Raw genomic sequence first — 17,064 nt, 5'->3', positions numbered from 1 at the left:
GTAAAGCGCGCAAACCGTTAACTTTTGCCTTAAAATGGCGGCCCTTCAAAGTTTTGGTACAAGTAGCCTTAGTATGACGACAGAGAAAAGCCGTACGATTTCCCCGTCACCCGAGCAAAGCCGGCTACTGCGGGACACCCTCGGCCACTTTGCTACCGGTGTAACTGTCATTACCACTCAGGATACCAATGGCCAACCTGCCGGCATGACGGCTAACAGCTTTAATTCCGTTTCCCTGGACCCCGCCCTGGTTCTATGGAGTATCGATAAGCAGTCCATGGGCTATAAAGCATTTACCACCCGGGAGCACTTTGCCGTGCATATCCTGCGAGCAGACCAACAACATGTCTCAAACCTATTTGCTGGTCGAGGGGCAGACAAATTTGGACAGGTCAACTGGTATGAAGGCCCCAATGGTATACCTCGCCTAGAGGAGTGTGCAGCCTATTTCCATTGCCGCCGCGCGCAGTGCATTGATGGTGGAGATCACACAATATTGCTTGGAGAGGTGCTGGAATTTGCCGCTTTTGGTGGTGAACCCCTGGTCTTTCATCAAGGCTGTTATCGTGCATTGGCTGGAGAGTAGCAGCTCACTTTTTGGAGCCTAATCACTACCCAAAGGCTATAAAAATAATTTTTTAATGCCAATTAACCAGTATTTGGCAGAAACTTTGGTGTTGCATTAGTGACCTCGTAATAATTTAAGGGCAGTCTGAAGCAAACCATGAAAATGGACTGATAAGCCATGACTTCAACTACGCTCTTCTGTTTCGCCCACCGGGGCTATCAACAGCGAGCCAGTGAAAACACTCTCCAAGCAATCGGGCATGCGTTGGAACTCAACGTCGGGGGTATCGAAATTGATGTGTGGAATATTGGTGGGCAGCTTCTGGTCAAGCATGACCGGCGACTCGGACGCCTAATCGCGGGCTCTGAACTCATCACTGAAATGCATCCCGATGCCCTGAAAGAGAGACCTCTCCCTTGCGGGAATAAGGTCCCTACATTAAGGGAGGTCCTGGAACTTGTGGGAAATAGTGCCCAACTCAATATCGAGCTGAAAGGGCCTAACTGTGCAGCCCTTTTCGCGGATGAAATCCACACCTTTACGCAGGATACTGGTGCAAGCTACGAGCAATACATCGTCTCCTCTTTTGATCACCGCCAGTTGTACCAGTGCCTGCAATTAGCTCCTGAGGTTCGGCGGGGAGTTCTGGTTTCCGGTGTTCCCCTCGATCTTGCAGCCTGCTCTGCTCCATTAAAGGCCTATTCATTACATACGAACGTAGATTTTATAAATGCAGATTTAATAGCCGATGCAAAACAGCGCGGGCTTAAGAACTTCGTATTTACCGTCAACGACCCCAACGATTTGATACTGTTGGCAGCTCAAGGTATTGATGGGGTTTTCACTGATGAACCTCAAATCGTATCCGATTTTAATGCCCGTGTTGAATTCACAAAAACTGGCACTTAGACGTTGGAGAAGATCCCCTTCACCAATTAAGAGAACAGACAGTAACCCGGGACAATTACCGGGCTACTGCTCTGAGTTAAAGCAGGAAAAGACTCGAGGCTAAATAGTCTCCCCTATTTATACAGCTTAAAACTCTGCGCTAGCACGTAAATACCAATAACCACCATTAAAGCCAAATGGTGATGTGAGGGCATGGCGTACCCCGAGATATCGCAATGTGGGCTCCTGCTCATCATCAGGCATTACGTCAAAGATATTCTCGCCCCCCAACGACAATTTATAATTTTCATACAGCGTAAACGTCGCTTCGACATCAACGAGAATTTCACTGCCATAACTATAGGTATCACTGGCATCCCCAGCACCAAACAACCCGCCTGTTGATTCCCAACTGCCATAGCGATTAAAACGCAGGTACCCTGCAAATAAATCACCCGTATCGAGATCAAAAGTTAAAGTTGTTCGATCACTGGGAACTTGGTTTTCCAGGTCAAATACCCGTGAGGCATTGATGGTATTTGGCGTAACACTGGTAACTTCCTGGCGATTGTGATTGTGGCGTAAATCCACCACTAATAAACTTTCAAAAATCTCGAAATCACTGGTAACTGCCAGATCTATACCAGACACTTCCGAGTCATAAGCATTGACGAAATAGTTTGCATTGCTGCCGTTGAGTAGTGCTGCATTTTCTATACCGGCATTTTGCAACAGAATCACTTCGTCATCTCCGATGGCATTGTTGCGCAGAGCCAGGCGATCCTCGATGTCGATGTTGTAGTAATCTATTGTCACACTGGTATTGTCCAGTGGGGCAAAAACCGCACCCAAGGTGAAACTGGTGGATTCCTCCGGTTCCAGCTCAACGGCTCCGAGCGCTGATGCCACCGGATGAGCCACAGGGTAGGTTCCATTGGGTATCAGGTTGCCACTAGAGTCTGTCGTAGTAGTAACATTTAAGGTATTCACCTGTCCGGGTGTTGGCGCCCTGAAACCAGTATTTACCGTCGCTCGAAATGCCAGTTGTTCATTCACATCATACCGTGCTGACAATTTCCAATCCGATGTCGAGCCAAACTCATCATATTCCTCTAACCGTAAAGCCGCTCCCAAAGTCAGAGCCTCAGTCAGATCGGCTTCAAGGTCAATATAAGCTGCAATACTCTCACTACTGAAACTGCCCAGCGCTTCAATCGGGAACCCCTGAAAACCATCTGAACCCACACCAAAATACGCAGCAGTTGGACCTACCTCAGTGGACGCTGCATCCCCCCTACCAATTGAGTAAGTCTCTTCACGCCACTCAGCGCCGAATGCAAGGTTCAATGGCGAAGCAAAAGCCATGACATCAATGGGGTAGACAAAATCCGCATTGAGGCTGGACTCTTCCTGCGTGAGGGTTCCCGGCTTGAAGGAAGTAGGAGACAAAATACCCAAGCTTGGATTGATGGAATTTTTCAGGACATAGTCCACTTCATTTTCAGCCAAACGTCCGCGTAGATCCCAGGAGAGGCCATTGGCAAGCTCTCCACGCGCCCCGAATACAGCAGCGATATCATAAATATCTGCACCAAATTCAGGGTTGTAGCCGCCGGGGAACTGAGTATAAATTGGGTTTCGCAACACGTACCCACTGTCGCTGGAAGTATCTGCTACCAGGTAATCCGAGGGGTTTAGGCCTTGCGCCAAAATAGAATCCACTAAAGACTGGGGAGCTGGGTCGGGCATGTAGTCGATACTATTCGGATCAAGGGGATCATTAGGGCTGTCTACTTGCAGGGTACCTCTCGCAGTAAACTGGTGTTCTGGGTCGAGCACCGGTCCACGATAGAAAAAGTCAGAAATTGTTTCATTTTGTGAATAACCGAAATTTCCATAGAGCTCTACCGAATCAGAGATCTCCAGGCCGCTGTTAATAAAAAACTTCAGGGACTCAACATCGGGATCACCCCATCTCTGACCCAAGCCATCCAGTGGTACTAAATTATTTCCCACAACTGATCCTACCTGTTGCGCATCTGGCCGCGCTTCACTGCGCCAGGTTTTATCTGCGCGGGAGAATTCAACGGTGCCATTAATAAATCCTGCATTACCCAGCGCAAATCCCGTATTTGCGGCAATACTCATCCGGGTTCCATCCCCTTCAAAATACTCCCCTGTCTGAGCTGATAAGCTAAATCCCTCTGCATCATCCTTCAGGATAATGTTAACGACACCGGCAATCGCATCGGAGCCATATTGTGCTGAAGCGCCATCACGCAAAACCTCAACTCGCTCTATAGCCATAGAGGGTAGCGCCGAAAAGTCGACGGCTTGGGCACCCTGGTTAACTGTACCCAGGGGGGCAAGCTGCAAATTAACCAGCGCAGAGCGATGGCGGCGAGTTCCATTGACCAGTACCAAAGTTTGATCTGGGGATAAATTACGTAAAGTTACCGGGCGGATAAAAGCGGTACCATCAGCAATTGGAAATCTCTGCGTATTAAATGAAGGGGCAATTTTTGCCAGGGACTCAGTAAGATCAAAGCTCGCTTGATCCGCAATATCCTCTCCGCCAAGCACATCTACCGGAGAAAGAGTCTCGGTGGGAGATACACCCTCTTTGCGTGTACCTGTGGTTATCACTTCCTCCATTGCCCGATCAGCAGTATTAGAGGCACCCTCTTCCTTTTCCTCAGCAATCGCATACCCACCAGAGTTAAAAATCGCAACTGCCACCGCCAATGACAAAGGTCTCAACAAGTAACGCTTCATATTCACCACCCTCTCTTCTCATTATTAACATCAAACAGAACATCACCGGATAATTCATCAAAGCAATGCACATCAAATTAGATCCGTGCAGGGGTTAAACAAAAAAAGCGGCATACTGACGTTCCGTCTAATTGCATCCATGCCAGAAATTAGTGCACGCCTAGGGTAGATCTTTTACGCGATTAAATGTCAACTTCCAACAAATCAAAAAATTAATGTCGCGATATTTATTTTAAAAGGAGGGGGTACACGTTTAGCAAATGCCAAAAACTGCCAAACGTGACTTTTAGAAAGGCTGAAGCAAAAGTGACAGCAATGAGTTCACTTAAAAAAATAAATAGGTGAAATCAACACCGTCTATTGAGGTGTATAAGTAACATCAACCTCATAATCCGATCCCAGGCGACTGTAGCCCCGCACCATAAAATAGGCTTCACTCTCACCACTTGGCACGGTTAAGGAACAGTTCTCAGAGCTATCTCCCTCATAGGGACGGCAATCGTAATAGCGCCAAGTAGGTGCCGCACCAAAACGGACATATAGATCGGCATCATTAGTACCGGTCATATCCGCGATAAAATCTGTACCGGGCGTTACACTGAGAGGTCCATAGTGATCCTCCGAACCTCGCCCCACATCACCACTAAAGGTTTCTGTTTGTTCCTCACCGGGGTCTGGATCGGGATCGGGGTCCGGATCGGGGTCTGGGCCCGGATCATCCCCTATATAACCCTTGGCCAATTCAGCGACATAGGCAGCAGCAAGCTTTCCAAACTTCACCGCATGACTGGCATCTCCACCACTATTAGCGAGGGTATCACTTGAAGTGTGGATATAAGGGTTTGAGCCATTAAAAGTCGCCTCAAAAGGAAAGGAAACCGGATAACCCTGGTTATACCAAGATGCGTGATCAGAACACGCATAACCACAATAAGTTGTTCCAACAGTGAGGCCGCTCAGGTAGGTCTGGGCCAGATCCTCAAGAAAGCTATTCTGGGCACTATTGGTGTAATCTCCAATAATATAGATATCACTATTTGAGCCATAGTAATTAGTCATATCCAACTGCAAGGCACCTATCACATTTTTATTCTGTGATTTGTAATCGCTAGCAATATCATCTGACCCCCGCAGCCCCACTTCCTCAGCAGCGTACCCCATAAAAGCCAGCGTTTTATCCGGCTTATAGTCTGTAGCGACAATTGCATTAATGACATCAGTCAATGTTGCTATGCCAGACGCATCATCGTCAGCCCCCGGCGCTCTCGTACCTTCACCAGTGCCAAAACCGACCGTAGAATCCAGGTGCGCCCCCAGCACGATAATTTCATCCGGGTCAGTTTGCCCCTGAATCGTCAAAATTACAGAGGGTTGCGCCCAACTATGGCTATAAAGTTCGACAGAGGCATCACTTCGTGAATTCGTTAATGCCTGCCACTCATCCCTTATCCACTCAGCACCATCCACGCCGGTTGAAGTGGTGTAATAGCGATTAGTAAAATTCGACAAACTTTGAATAGTTGACCGTATATTAGACTCTGAGATCTCTGCCTGCAGGGCGTTAACCACATCTCCATTATCAATAGAGTAAGCGATCACGTTATTCACTGTTGTCGTCAGCGATGAAATCTGGGCAGCTTCTGCTTCCTCCAATGAGTCATGCACCATAAAGCCGCCACAACGGTTATGGTTGATATGCATCAGAGTCGATATTTCGGAAAGATTCTTTTCATTAACTTTTAGAATAGTGACTCCGTTACGTTCCTCACCTTGAATCGAGAGTGGTTGCTTGGCAACCAGGCTACTGTTTTGCTTTAAGGTTTTATAACCATCACTACCTATAGTTATCCACAGCTCTTCTGCCACAACAGCGCCGGGGAGTGCAAGAACCCCAACTAAAGACCTACTAATAATTTTTTTCATTATCTTCTCCACATTAAGTTAGCCCCCTGCGAATTCCTAATATTTCAAAAACACAGGCAGGCAATAAACACACATGCAAGAAGCCTGCACAAACAGCAGTTTTGAATCTCAATAATATTCAAATAATACAAAAACCAATGAGAATGGAACTACAGGCCATACCTATAAACAATCGCGGACAATCCAGAAATATTTTTATTATTCGAATTTCGAAAAGCGCAGAGAGAACAAACAAAACCGGATTGACCAATCCGGCAAGGAAAAGCTAGCACATTCAAATAAATACTAAAACAATTTGGCATCTTTCAACGTAAGAGCCGCAATAAACTTTAAGTGGATCACAAATACACAAAAAACATAGAATATAAAAACACTATTAATAGCAAATAGAACTAGGAATAATTTCTGAACTAAAGGGTTTTTCAGCCCTTTATTTTAATTAGATCTACAAGAATAATTTGAAGATTACAACTCACAAGGAATCCACCCAACCAGGAAGCCTCTTTTTTAATCCCTGCTGGTTTTGTAAAGCAGCGGCTGCACATAAAACGGTCTCATCAGCATATTTTCTGCCTACTATTTGCAAGCCTACAGGCAGACCACTCGCTGAAAAACCGCAATTGATTGATATTGCCGGATGGCCTGATAAATTGAAGGGGTAGGTATAAGGTGTCCAGGAATACCATAGAGAGCCTGGATTATTATCCGGCACATTGACCCCTGCACTAAATGCGGTAATAGGTAAAGTTGGGGTCACTAACAGATCATATTTCAGAAAAAATTCCTGTAATCGCTCGACAAAGTTATCTCGCCACTTCAGCGCGTCGAGATAATCAGGTAAGGATAATTTGTCCGCTTGTTCTGCGACCTCTAACAATTGGGGCTCCACCAGTTGGCGCCTGGTACTATCCATCGCCCTAAAGATACTCGCTATTCCCGCGCAAAATAGACAGCCAAAAGCTGCACTAGCATCATCAATACCTGGGTCAACCTCTACAACTTCAGCACCCAATTCCTGGAAGTGCATTACACTAGCAGAAACGTTGCTCACCACCATGGGATCAGGTTCTACGTAACCAAGACTAGGGCTGTAAGCAATACGCAACTTTCCTGTTCTTTCAATCAACCTTCCCTCTGTAGCTGCAAGGAAATCAATGTTCCGACGTGGTATTGCGCGGATATCCCGATGATCCGGTTCACTGATTACATTCATCATCAGTGCACAGTCTTCCACCGTCGATGCTAAGGCCCCCACATGCACTAGGGAGGAGAAGGTACCTAATGGCCAATGGGGAACCTGCCCAAAACTCGGTTTGAACCCAACTGTGCCGCAAAAGCTAGCAGGAATCCGGATAGATCCACCACCATCAGCCCCCACAGCCAGAGGGCTCAATCCCAGTGATACTGCAACAGCGGCCCCGCCACTCGAACCACCCGATGTCTTATCCCTATCCCAGGGGTTTCTCGTAATACCGTCTATGGCATTATCCGTCACCGCCTTCCAACCAAACTCCGGTGTCGTGGTTTTCCCTATTGGTATGTACCCATGGCGTTGCAAAGCCGCAATGCAAGGGGCCGCACAACCCAATGTTGTCTCTGGGTCAATAATTTGGGAACCGAAAACTGTCGGCCACATCGGCATGTAAAAAACGTCTTTTATTGCCACCGGCACTCCGTCAAGCAACCCTTTGACAGTACCAGACATATAGCGGCGCTCAGAGTCCCGTGCGTAGGCAATGCTGGTCTTCCTGTCTATCAGACAAAAAGCACTGACATGCCTATTTAGCTTCTCAATTTGATTGAGTAGCCCCTCGACAACCTCAACCGGCGAAAAACACTTCGCCCTGTATCCGCGTAACAACTCGAGAGCAGTCATCCCAACGAAATCGCTCATTGACCCAAGCTCACAATTACCGGCCCCCTAACACCATCAGATTAGTCGTCAGCGGAAAATTATCGGCGCCACTGTTGGTAGCAATTTGTTAACATAATGGCCATATGAAACTAGCGCTTCAGCTGCCAGTCAGGATCACTTGAGTAGGCTGTAGCAAAACTAATGAGATGGAAAACCACCGTGAAGTCTACTTCTACAATTGCCCTCCTCATATTTTTAGCAACCTCGATCTCAGGGTGTGCCACCATGAGTGAAGATGAATGTTATGTCGCAGATTGGCAGGCAATCGGGTATGAGGATGGCGCAGCGGGCAGGGACTTATCCTACCTGGGGAGACGCCGCGAATCCTGTGCAAAATATGGCGTAACGGTCAATACTAATGCTTACCGGGATGGGCGAGGTGAGGGGCTGGAGCTTTTTTGTACCGAGCTGCGCGGATTTGACCAAGGGCGCTCCGGTAACCACTATAACGGTGTCTGCCCCGCGGACCTCGAAGGGTTATTCCTGCGGGGGTACAATTCAGGCCAGGATATTTTTCTTGCCAAGTCAGCCGTTGAGGAAATTGTGTCGGCAATTCACAACTTGGAGTTGGAGAGAGAACACATTCTCGATGACATGACAGAAATTGGTGCACTGTTGGTCGATGAAGCAATCGACAATTCCGAACGAGTAACACTTATAGCTGACGTCGCTCGCCTAAAGGTTAGGCACTCTGAGCTAGGAATGGAAATAGCGGACTTACAATACGAACTAATGCAACGGGAGGCAGAGTACCAGCAAGCCCTCGCCCGCTCTCCTTACCTATAGATCTCTACCCCATCGAGGATACCTCTGCGGTCACTCTAGTCCGCAGGGGTTAACACCTATATAGCTTATTTCAACCAGCACACACCCTTCCCAGGTTTACGCCACCCTCTGTGAGTAGCTTAGGAATTCATATGAGAAAAGAAAAATAGGTCGGCTCTACAAATGATTCGATTACACTAGAGTTGAGATATCGCCCTACCCACCAACTAGAACATCCGTACTAAGGAGCCGGGTGGTAGTAAAGCTTTGAGAAAATTTTTCCCTTTTCTAGGGAACTGTATTAGTGCTGATCTTTTACCTTACCCCTCATTGATTTCACCTGAGAACGACGATTTTTTGCTTGTAAACGGCGCTCCTTGGCACCTCGACTGGGCTTGGTAGCCACACGAAACTTTGGCCTGAATGCGGCTTTATCCACCAGCTCCTGTAATCGCTCTAGGGCATCTGCGCGGTTTTTTTCCTGGGTCCTAAACCTCTGGGCCTTGATAATCACCACTCCATCTGAAGAAATACGCCGATCTTTGAGCTTCAAAAGGCCATCTTTAATTAGCTGAGGAAGTGAAGAAGCCTGAATATCAAAGCGCAGGTGAATTGCACTGGAAACTTTATTTACATTTTGGCCACCGGCGCCTTGAGCGCGTATCGCACTCATTTCAATCTCATCTTGAGAAACCGATATCCTACCTTTTCCACAAACCATAAATATCCAAAGCCTGAGCTACATCGTTTTACTAAAAATACAAAACTCTATGACTATTTTGCCCAAATAGTGCAGCTATTAACCAGTCCCACTACACAGATACAATTCGCCATTGACAGAAATCAATATACCGAAAAATGCTTTCTATAAAGTGAGGATATCAGGGGGTAAACCTCATTTACCGGGAAACCCTCATTAAGTAATATTGCGCCAGCCAAATAAAAGCTAGTGAAGCGGCCTGAGGGCCGACCAGAATACGCGGGATGATTTGTGACTTATTTTCAAGTCTCAGTCAAATCCGCTAACATTGCCCAGCTTCCTCGAAGTACTGGAGCAAAGAACAATAAAGACTCGCGCCCTGTAGTTTCCTCTGGACTGCTCCCGATGTCTCCGCGGGTGTGAGATTACCGCGACAAGGAGAAAACCATGCACAACGCCAAGCGTAGCCTCGCAGCGGCCATTGCACTCGCAACAATGACAAGCTCAGCAGCTTTTGCTAAAGACACCGCCTTTTCCCAAGTTATCGCCTTTGGTGACAGTCTGACTGATGTTGGCAACTACGATGTGTTCACCAATGGTGGCGACGATCGTGAAGTAGCCATTAGTCTTTTATCCCAGAATCTCGGCTTGGGTGCAGTTACACCGTCTTGTGCAGGTATGCAATCTTCCTTTTGCCTACCCACCGTAGACCCCTCACTGAGTGCAGAGGATCTTGAAGCTTCCGTTACTGCTCAGATTGCTGCTGGCTTGAGCAATGCTGGTACAGGCTGGGCCGTAGGTGGACATAAAGCTGCTGATGTTCTGATGAACATCATCGGCCCCGACAACTATGCGGCCTACCTGCAAGCATATGGCCTGGAAGCTGACCCGAGCCGTCATAACCTGTTAAGCGCCCTGATGCCAACCACTGGCGACGAGGGCTTAACGCCCAGCTATCCAGACTCCCAACTGTTGGGCCAATTGCTAGTACAACAGGCCACAGCAGCCCAACTAGTAGCTGAAGCTGAAGCAGCTAAGGCTGAGGGAGATATGGCTACTTATGCCGAGCTGATGACCCAGGCCGCCGCTATGAGCGATGCCATCGAAGGCACCTTTGCTGGTCTTATCGCCACATCTGGAACCTCGGGTAACCCACACCCACTGGGAATGGGCTACCTGGAAAGCACTCTGGGAAGTGCTGATCACAACGCTCTTTATTGGGTAAACGGCGGTGGTAACGACTTGCTCAGCGGTTTCGAAGATGTCGTCGCTGGCACCTCAACCATCGAAGAAGTCACTGCGGACCTAGACGTTGCGTCAACTATGCTGGCAAGCGCAGCTGGCGCCCTGTCCGATGCAGGTGCCAATTACATCCTCGTATCCAATGTACCCGATGTCAGCAAAACTCCTGGCGTTTACGCTGCTGCATATGAAGCCGTTTACTCCAGCGACAATGCAGAGGCTCTGCAAGCCGCGGTTGATGCTGGACTGATGACCCAGGAAGATGCGGATGCCCAGCTGGCCACCGCCTTCGAAGAGATACTTTTCGAAGCAAGTAGCACTTCTGAAACCTTCAACTCAGCACTGTTAGCTAAGGCCAAGGATATCGACGGCGTTCTGATGGTTGACCAGGCAGGTATCCTGAAAGTCGCCCTCAATAACCCGACCATCTTTGGTTTATCCTCCTCAGAGAACCAACTGTTTTGTTACGACGGCAGTGGCAACGACTGTATTGAGCATTCCGTTTATGGCATTAACGGCACCGACCCCGATGCAGACAAGCTGATCTTCAACGACAGTGTTCACCCCACTCAAATTGGTCAGGAAATCCTCGGTGACTACTACACCGCAATCGTGAATGCTGCTCAGGTTGCCGGTCAGCTGCCGGATATCGCAATCCAGGCTACTCGCACCCACACCAACAGCCTTGACGAGAGCTTGGCTAGTGTTCGTTACCGCACCGCTCAGACTGGCGTTTTCGCCGGTAGCTCCCTGGGTAACGTCGACTACGATACCGATTACACCGCCAATGTCAGGGGAGATGGCTATTCCAATATTCTCGGCCTGACTTACGCCGTGCGCGACAATGCGGAAATCGGTTTTGCAGTGAGCCGCTCCAATATTGATGTGGATAATTCACAGCTTGCTATTGACTCCACTTCAACCAACTACAGCGTCTTTGGCCGTATGCACTACGACATTTTCTTTGTCGAAAGTAACGCGACCCTGACCGATGTAGATTACGATGACGTCAGCCGCGCTGTCGCTCTGGGTGACACTTACAACGGCAACCTGACTGGCAATACGTCTGGCGAGAGCTTGTCCCTGGGAATTACAGCCGGTGCCAACCTACTCAGTAGTGAGACCTTCCAGTTCGGTCCATTTGTAAGCTTTACCAAGGTCACTACTGATGTAGACGGCTACACCGAAGACGCTATCGAGGGCTTCACTTATACCGACTTGAGCGGTAATGAGCTCGACCCTCTCGGCATGCACTACGGCGACCAAGAACGCCGTATTAGAAATATGCGTTTTGGTGCCTTCGCTAATAAGAGCTGGGATACCATTAACGCTTACGCCGAAATCTGGTACGAAGATAATAACGGCACAGAAGAAGACACCATTGAGGTTGGCGTGAAATCCATGGAAGGCAATATGAATGCCATGCCAAGCTACGCCAGTGTCGATGAGGGCATCTTCAACGGTGGCATGGGTATGATTGCCGGTATTCGCTGGCAAGCAGCTGACGCTATCGCTGTTAGCGCAACTGTCGCTTCCCGCCCAACGACTGAATCTGCCTCTGTCAATTTGACTTACCGCTTCTAAGCAACACTGTGCCCCCTTTCAGGGGGCACAGTCTCCCCCCTCCTTATTGATCTGCAAACACCAAAACTTTCCCACTCCACTTTGGCGTTGGAAAAACAGGGATTCTCATATGTTTAAGCTGGAGACTGACAATCTTATTATCCAAGAGATAAATGCAGAACAAGACAGTACCCTAATTCTATCACTGCTCAACGACTCTGCGTTCCTACAAAATATTGGCGATCGTGGCGTGCGTACTAAGGAAGATGCCTACCAGTTTATCCTGAACGGCCCCGTTGCCATGTATCGGGAACACGGCTTTGGTATGTACAAGGTGTCCTTGAAAGATAGCACTGCTATAGGAATCTGCGGATTAGTCAAACGCGCAGGACTGGATGGTATCGATATCGGTTTTGCCTTTTTACCTGATTTTCGCGGCCGGGGCTTCGCTCTGGAATCGGCACAAGCTGTCATGCAATACGCGAGAGAGGAATTGGGCCTACGACGCATTCTGGCCATTGCACAACCCAGTAACACGCCCTCAATTAAGTTATTAAAGAAGCTGGGCTTAAGTGCTGAAAAAGAAATTGTGCTGCCCGGTGAAACGAAAACAGTATTGTTACTGGCTTGGCAGCAAGAAGTAATGGAGAAAAATTTCTATTCGGAATAAAGGTTATCCACCCAAAAACTATTTGCGATAACAGCTTTGCCTGTTCTTACAAAGTAAAAATACCACACAGACCCTGTGGTTTTTCATTGACATGCAACCATGCTGGTCTAGTCTCCAACTTACTATTAAGGAGAGGACTGCCATGATTATCGCAACCGATATGCCAGAAGTCAGTCGATGTGCCGCCAGCCAATGTGCTTACAACGCCAACGATGCTTGCCACGCCAGGGCAATTACCATTGGTGACGGTGCCGATCCCGACTGTGATACTTTCTTCACCAACTCCCGTCATACAAGCAGCTCCCGTACCGCCGGTGTTGGAGCCTGTAAAATGGAAGACTGTAAATTTAATGATGACTTCGAGTGTTCAGCAGAGAGCATTCAAATTGGACTGATAGGCAAGTCCCAACACTGCCAGAGTTACACCCATTAGTAGTCCGCTAGAGACCCAATAAAAAAGCCCGGTTCAATATTTGCCGGGCTTTTTTTATTAATTGAAAGGCAATTAATTCACAGGCTCTAATGAGGCCTCTTTTGAGCTTTCGCCAACAGAGGCTCGCGGCTCCCATACAACCCCTTTGGTATCCACGTGCTGTTTAAATAAAGGCTGATAATTCGCTTCGAGTACCTTTCGCTTAATCTTCAAAGTCGGCGTGAGGAATTCATTAAGAGGTGTCCACTCTTCCTTGGTGATAAAGATAGTCTTAATTCGCTCATGTTGCGGTAACTTATCATTCACTGAAGTCAGTAGTTTCTGCAAATGCTCATTAACTTCCCCACGTGGTAATTTTTCAGCGGACTCGGAGATAGTCACCAACATTACTGGCTGATCCATACCGTGTCCCAGAACACAGAGCTGGGCCAGCATTGTCTCATTACCAAAAAATCCTTCGAGTCGGCTGGGCTGAATAAACTTGCCTTTACTGGTCTTGAAGGTTTCTGAAATACGCCCGGTGATATGTACCAGACCGTCCTTATCAATAAATCCAGAATCACCCGTGTGGTAATAACCGTCCCGTATTACCTCCGCGGTTTTTTCCGGTTCAAGATAGTATCCCTTCATCAAGGAACCGCTCTTAAAGAGTATCTCCCCTTCCTCAGAAATCTTAACTTCACAGCCGTGATAAGGCTTACCAACCGTCCCCGGTACAGGATCTTCCCCAGGTGGAGCAAAGCAGCCATAGATAAAGTTCTCCGTCATACCATAACCATCAGCCACCTTCATTCCCATACGGTGGTACCAGCGGAGCAACTCAATGGAAATGGGAGACGCACCACTAACCAATATTTCTGCATCATCCAACCCCAAACCACTGCGAACTTTCTTTCTCAGCCAGGTATTGATTCCGGGAATACGCAACAGCACTTCTTGCAGTGACGGCGGGATTTTTTCATCAATACCCTCTTTAAACTTGGTCCATAGCCGGGGAACCGAGAAGAACATCGTTGGGCGCGTACGCTTTAGGTCTTCTAAGAAAGTATCCAAAGACTCGGGGAAGTGAATTGGAGTGCCTGAATACAAGCAGTGGAATTCAACCAATATTCGCTCTGCCGCGTGGGCCAGGGGCAGATAGGAAAGAACACGGTCATTTTCATCCATGCCATAACCGCGAATCATATTTGGGGAGACAAAAACCACTGAAGACCAGCTATGCATAACCCCTTTTGGATTACCCGTGGTTCCGGAGGTATACATGATTGTAAAAATATCATCCAGATTAAAGATCGGCTTCTCCTCAAAGCGCTCACTACCTTTAATGAGAGCTTCCAGGTCCTGATCGCAACGAATCTCACAGCGCTGGATAGCGACCGAGGGCAGCATATCAGCAACTTCCTGTAGAGCGGCATTATTGTCGGTGGCCCCACAGAAAAGCATTTTCGATTCAGAGTGCTGCAAAACATAGGTCATTGAGGAGACAGATTGGCCAGGGTAAAGTGGCACGCTGATCATTCCCGCTAACATGATACCCACGTCCACGATGATCCAGTCCGCACAGTTTTTACCGTGAATAGCGATGCGATCACCGGGCTCATACTGGGCCCGTAAGTACCCAGCGATCCTGCGAGCCCGATCCATGACCTCACCCCAGGTATAATCCCGCCATTGACGCTGCTGCATCTGCCGAAGAAAGACCGTATCCGCCTGTTGCAACTCCCTTTGATATAGAAGCTCCAGGGGCTGCAGGTCCTTCACCATCTCGTACTTTTCTTCCGGGGTCATCGCTTGTCCTCTCTCATTATTGTGTTTTTTGTAATTTGGGTACTAAGTAGCAGGCTTTATTAGTGAAAATATCCTCAAAAAATCCTCAGTAAGATTGTAACCTTCTACACCATCAATAAAGTGGCACAGTGGCTCTACTGGCAGTAACTGCAACTTGAATGGCAGCGTGAATTTATTGTTATTCTTAATGGATAAACTTACTTTAGATTATTCTTCAGTGCAAAAGGGACTGAATAGTCAAAATGTTACCAGGATAAATTAGGCTTGCATCAAAGGCCCAATATATAAATTGCGAGGGAGGGACAGAATGCTGTACAGATTCAGAATATACTAAATATTAAGTCTTCGTAAAAGTGCAAACCTTAATATTGAATGTACTGACTTTGCTTATTCGTGAGGGTATAAATAGACTCTAGGACGTTATCCATTTTCTGGACAGACTGGTAGTTTCAATATTGAAGATAGACATTAGTTGCCGTATTACAATTACCTGGTTCTTTAATATCAATTCTCACTTTTTTATCCGCTATCTTGGCAGATAGAAGAACACTCAAAGCAATTTTAATATCGGTATTCTCAGACTGAAATCTAAAACGATCGCAACTACACTCATTGGATGCGGAATTCACGTCTGCGTAAACCAGTGTTCCGCTACTGCCCAACCCTACTAACCCATTCAAGCTGTTACCATTTTGAGTACACATTGCGAATGCACTTTGTGTAAAACCAAGGATACTGGCTACTAATATTAAGCACTTACTCTTCATTTGAAAAATCCAGCCCTAAAAGTGAAAATTCATTGAAAACTAACTAACAGTCTATCACTCAAGATAAACTCTAACTCCACTATTGCAATTATCCGGCTCAGCAAAGTCCACTCTGACAGTATTCCCACTTACTTTTGCTGTCATAAGTACCGAAAGAACTTTATTGACATCGGCTGTGCCCTCAATAAACCGTACAAATGTACAGCCACACTCATTACCTTCTGACTTAAGCGATGAAAATACTCTATCGCCTGTACCCGAATCAGGTCCGACCAGCCCATCCAATTTATTGCCATATTGGGAGCACATTGTGGAGGCAGCAGAGGCACCATATGAAAAAATAAGAAAACAGAAAAAAATAATAGAGCGGAACATAATATATCCTTGACCTTAAAACAGTCACTGAATCTAGGATGGCTAATTACTATAGAAAATAAAAACAAAAAAACCTATAAAATGAGCATCAACATCAAAAACGACCACTTCCCCCCACTGTTTTCTTTAATTCTTGCTCTAAATCTTGATACACACCAACTACCTCATAACACGACCCTGTTATCCATTTTCTATTTCTTGCAAAATCCTCGTATAAGATAGGTTTATCCCTACTACAACTGACACTTCTAAATTTAACACCCTCCCCCTCAGCAGATAAAATCTCAAATACACCTACAAGGTGTCCCGATGTAATTTTATCCACACGACTTACGCCAAAATCAGCGCTAATACAATGCTTAAAAAAATCCTTAGAGGGCTCCATTAAAACTATAAGTTGCTGTTGATTCGGTTCAACTGCGATAGAATTCAAATTAAGGCCAACCTTTATCACTTCATTCGCTTTATACTTCCCCTTAAAGCTATCTTCTACTTTAATATCATATACATAACTAAAACATGTTCCTATACCCGCCGGCTTTTCAACTGAACCACCAACGACTTTCCCCTCCACAATATCATAAGATTTCTCAACAACATCAGTTTCAGAGGCCTGATATATAGCTGTAGATTCAGAAATTACGCAGTTAGAAAAAATCATAAATATTGAGGCAATATAAGCTTTATTCACA

The 17,064-nt window shown here is 46.9% G+C and carries 13 protein-coding genes; 6 read left to right on the top strand and 7 right to left on the bottom strand.

Going from position 1 to position 17,064, the window contains the following annotated elements:
• Positions 1-73: 73 nt before the first annotated feature.
• Together ACJJI6_RS21365 and ACJJI6_RS21360 are read left to right on the top strand one after the other, a co-directional pair.
• Entirely contained in the window at positions 74-586 is a 513-nt protein-coding gene (locus tag ACJJI6_RS21365) for a flavin reductase family protein (RefSeq protein ID WP_413663130.1), read from the top strand.
• A gap of 159 nt (positions 587-745) precedes the next feature.
• Positions 746-1,477, top strand: coding sequence for a glycerophosphodiester phosphodiesterase (locus tag ACJJI6_RS21360; protein ID WP_445362380.1), 732 nt, complete (start codon positions 746-748; stop codon positions 1,475-1,477).
• A 126-nt stretch (positions 1,478-1,603) separates the two neighbouring features.
• Here the strand turns inward: ACJJI6_RS21360 and ACJJI6_RS21355 are convergent, their stop codons facing one another.
• The 3 genes from ACJJI6_RS21355 to ACJJI6_RS21345 all read right to left on the bottom strand — a co-directional run bounded on the left by ACJJI6_RS21355 (position 1,604) and on the right by ACJJI6_RS21345 (position 8,048).
• Entirely contained in the window at positions 1,604-4,231 is a 2,628-nt protein-coding gene (locus tag ACJJI6_RS21355) for a TonB-dependent receptor plug domain-containing protein (protein ID WP_475712002.1), read from the bottom strand.
• Positions 4,232-4,588: 357 nt separating this feature from the next.
• Positions 4,589-6,154: a M28 family peptidase gene (locus ACJJI6_RS21350; protein WP_475712001.1), complete on the bottom strand. Its 1,566-nt coding sequence runs from the start codon at positions 6,152-6,154 to the stop codon at positions 4,589-4,591.
• Positions 6,155-6,626: 472 nt separating this feature from the next.
• A complete protein-coding gene (locus tag ACJJI6_RS21345) occupies positions 6,627-8,048 on the bottom strand; it encodes an amidase (RefSeq protein ID WP_475712000.1) in 1,422 nt (473 codons plus the stop codon).
• Between the two features lie 246 nt (positions 8,049-8,294).
• Here ACJJI6_RS21345 and ACJJI6_RS21340 point away from each other — a divergent pair, with 246 nt between their 5' ends.
• The gene (locus ACJJI6_RS21340) at positions 8,295-8,855 is read left to right on the top strand and encodes a DUF2799 domain-containing protein (protein WP_444915661.1); all 561 of its coding nucleotides are present in this window, start codon (positions 8,295-8,297) and stop codon (positions 8,853-8,855) included.
• Positions 8,856-9,135: 280 nt separating this feature from the next.
• Here ACJJI6_RS21340 and arfB read toward each other — a convergent pair whose 3' ends face one another.
• On the bottom strand, positions 9,136-9,555 hold the full coding sequence (gene arfB / locus ACJJI6_RS21335; protein ID WP_444915660.1) for an alternative ribosome rescue aminoacyl-tRNA hydrolase ArfB: 420 nt from the start codon (positions 9,553-9,555) through the stop codon (positions 9,136-9,138).
• A 426-nt stretch (positions 9,556-9,981) separates the two neighbouring features.
• On the opposite strand from arfB, the gene ACJJI6_RS21330 reads away from it, so the two are divergent.
• The 3 genes from ACJJI6_RS21330 (at position 9,982) to ACJJI6_RS21320 (ending at position 13,442) form a co-directional block, all read left to right on the top strand.
• Positions 9,982-12,360, top strand: coding sequence for an autotransporter domain-containing protein (locus ACJJI6_RS21330; protein WP_475711999.1), 2,379 nt, complete (start codon positions 9,982-9,984; stop codon positions 12,358-12,360).
• A gap of 109 nt (positions 12,361-12,469) precedes the next feature.
• On the top strand, positions 12,470-13,009 hold the full coding sequence (locus tag ACJJI6_RS21325; protein ID WP_444896254.1) for a GNAT family N-acetyltransferase: 540 nt from the start codon (positions 12,470-12,472) through the stop codon (positions 13,007-13,009).
• 142 nt (positions 13,010-13,151) lie between these two features.
• Positions 13,152-13,442 carry a DUF1540 domain-containing protein gene (locus tag ACJJI6_RS21320; protein WP_444896253.1) on the top strand — a complete coding sequence of 97 codons (291 nt, stop codon included), beginning with the start codon at positions 13,152-13,154 and terminating at the stop codon, positions 13,440-13,442.
• Positions 13,443-13,514: 72 nt separating this feature from the next.
• On the opposite strand, the gene ACJJI6_RS21315 is transcribed toward ACJJI6_RS21320, so the two are convergent.
• The 3 genes from ACJJI6_RS21315 to ACJJI6_RS21305 all read right to left on the bottom strand — a co-directional run bounded on the left by ACJJI6_RS21315 (position 13,515) and on the right by ACJJI6_RS21305 (position 17,063).
• On the bottom strand, positions 13,515-15,230 hold the full coding sequence (locus ACJJI6_RS21315; protein WP_475711998.1) for an AMP-binding protein: 1,716 nt from the start codon (positions 15,228-15,230) through the stop codon (positions 13,515-13,517).
• A gap of 821 nt (positions 15,231-16,051) precedes the next feature.
• Positions 16,052-16,372: a hypothetical protein gene (locus tag ACJJI6_RS21310; protein WP_475711997.1), complete on the bottom strand. Its 321-nt coding sequence runs from the start codon at positions 16,370-16,372 to the stop codon at positions 16,052-16,054.
• Between the two features lie 94 nt (positions 16,373-16,466).
• On the bottom strand, positions 16,467-17,063 hold the full coding sequence (locus ACJJI6_RS21305) for a hypothetical protein (RefSeq protein ID WP_475711996.1): 597 nt from the start codon (positions 17,061-17,063) through the stop codon (positions 16,467-16,469).
• Position 17,064 lies beyond the last annotated feature (1 nt).

The sequence above is a fragment of the Microbulbifer maximicatervae (SeqCode) genome, assembly GCF_056232625.1.
The sequence above is the reverse complement of the archived record's forward strand: the minus strand, read 5'-3'. Positions and strand labels throughout refer to the sequence as shown.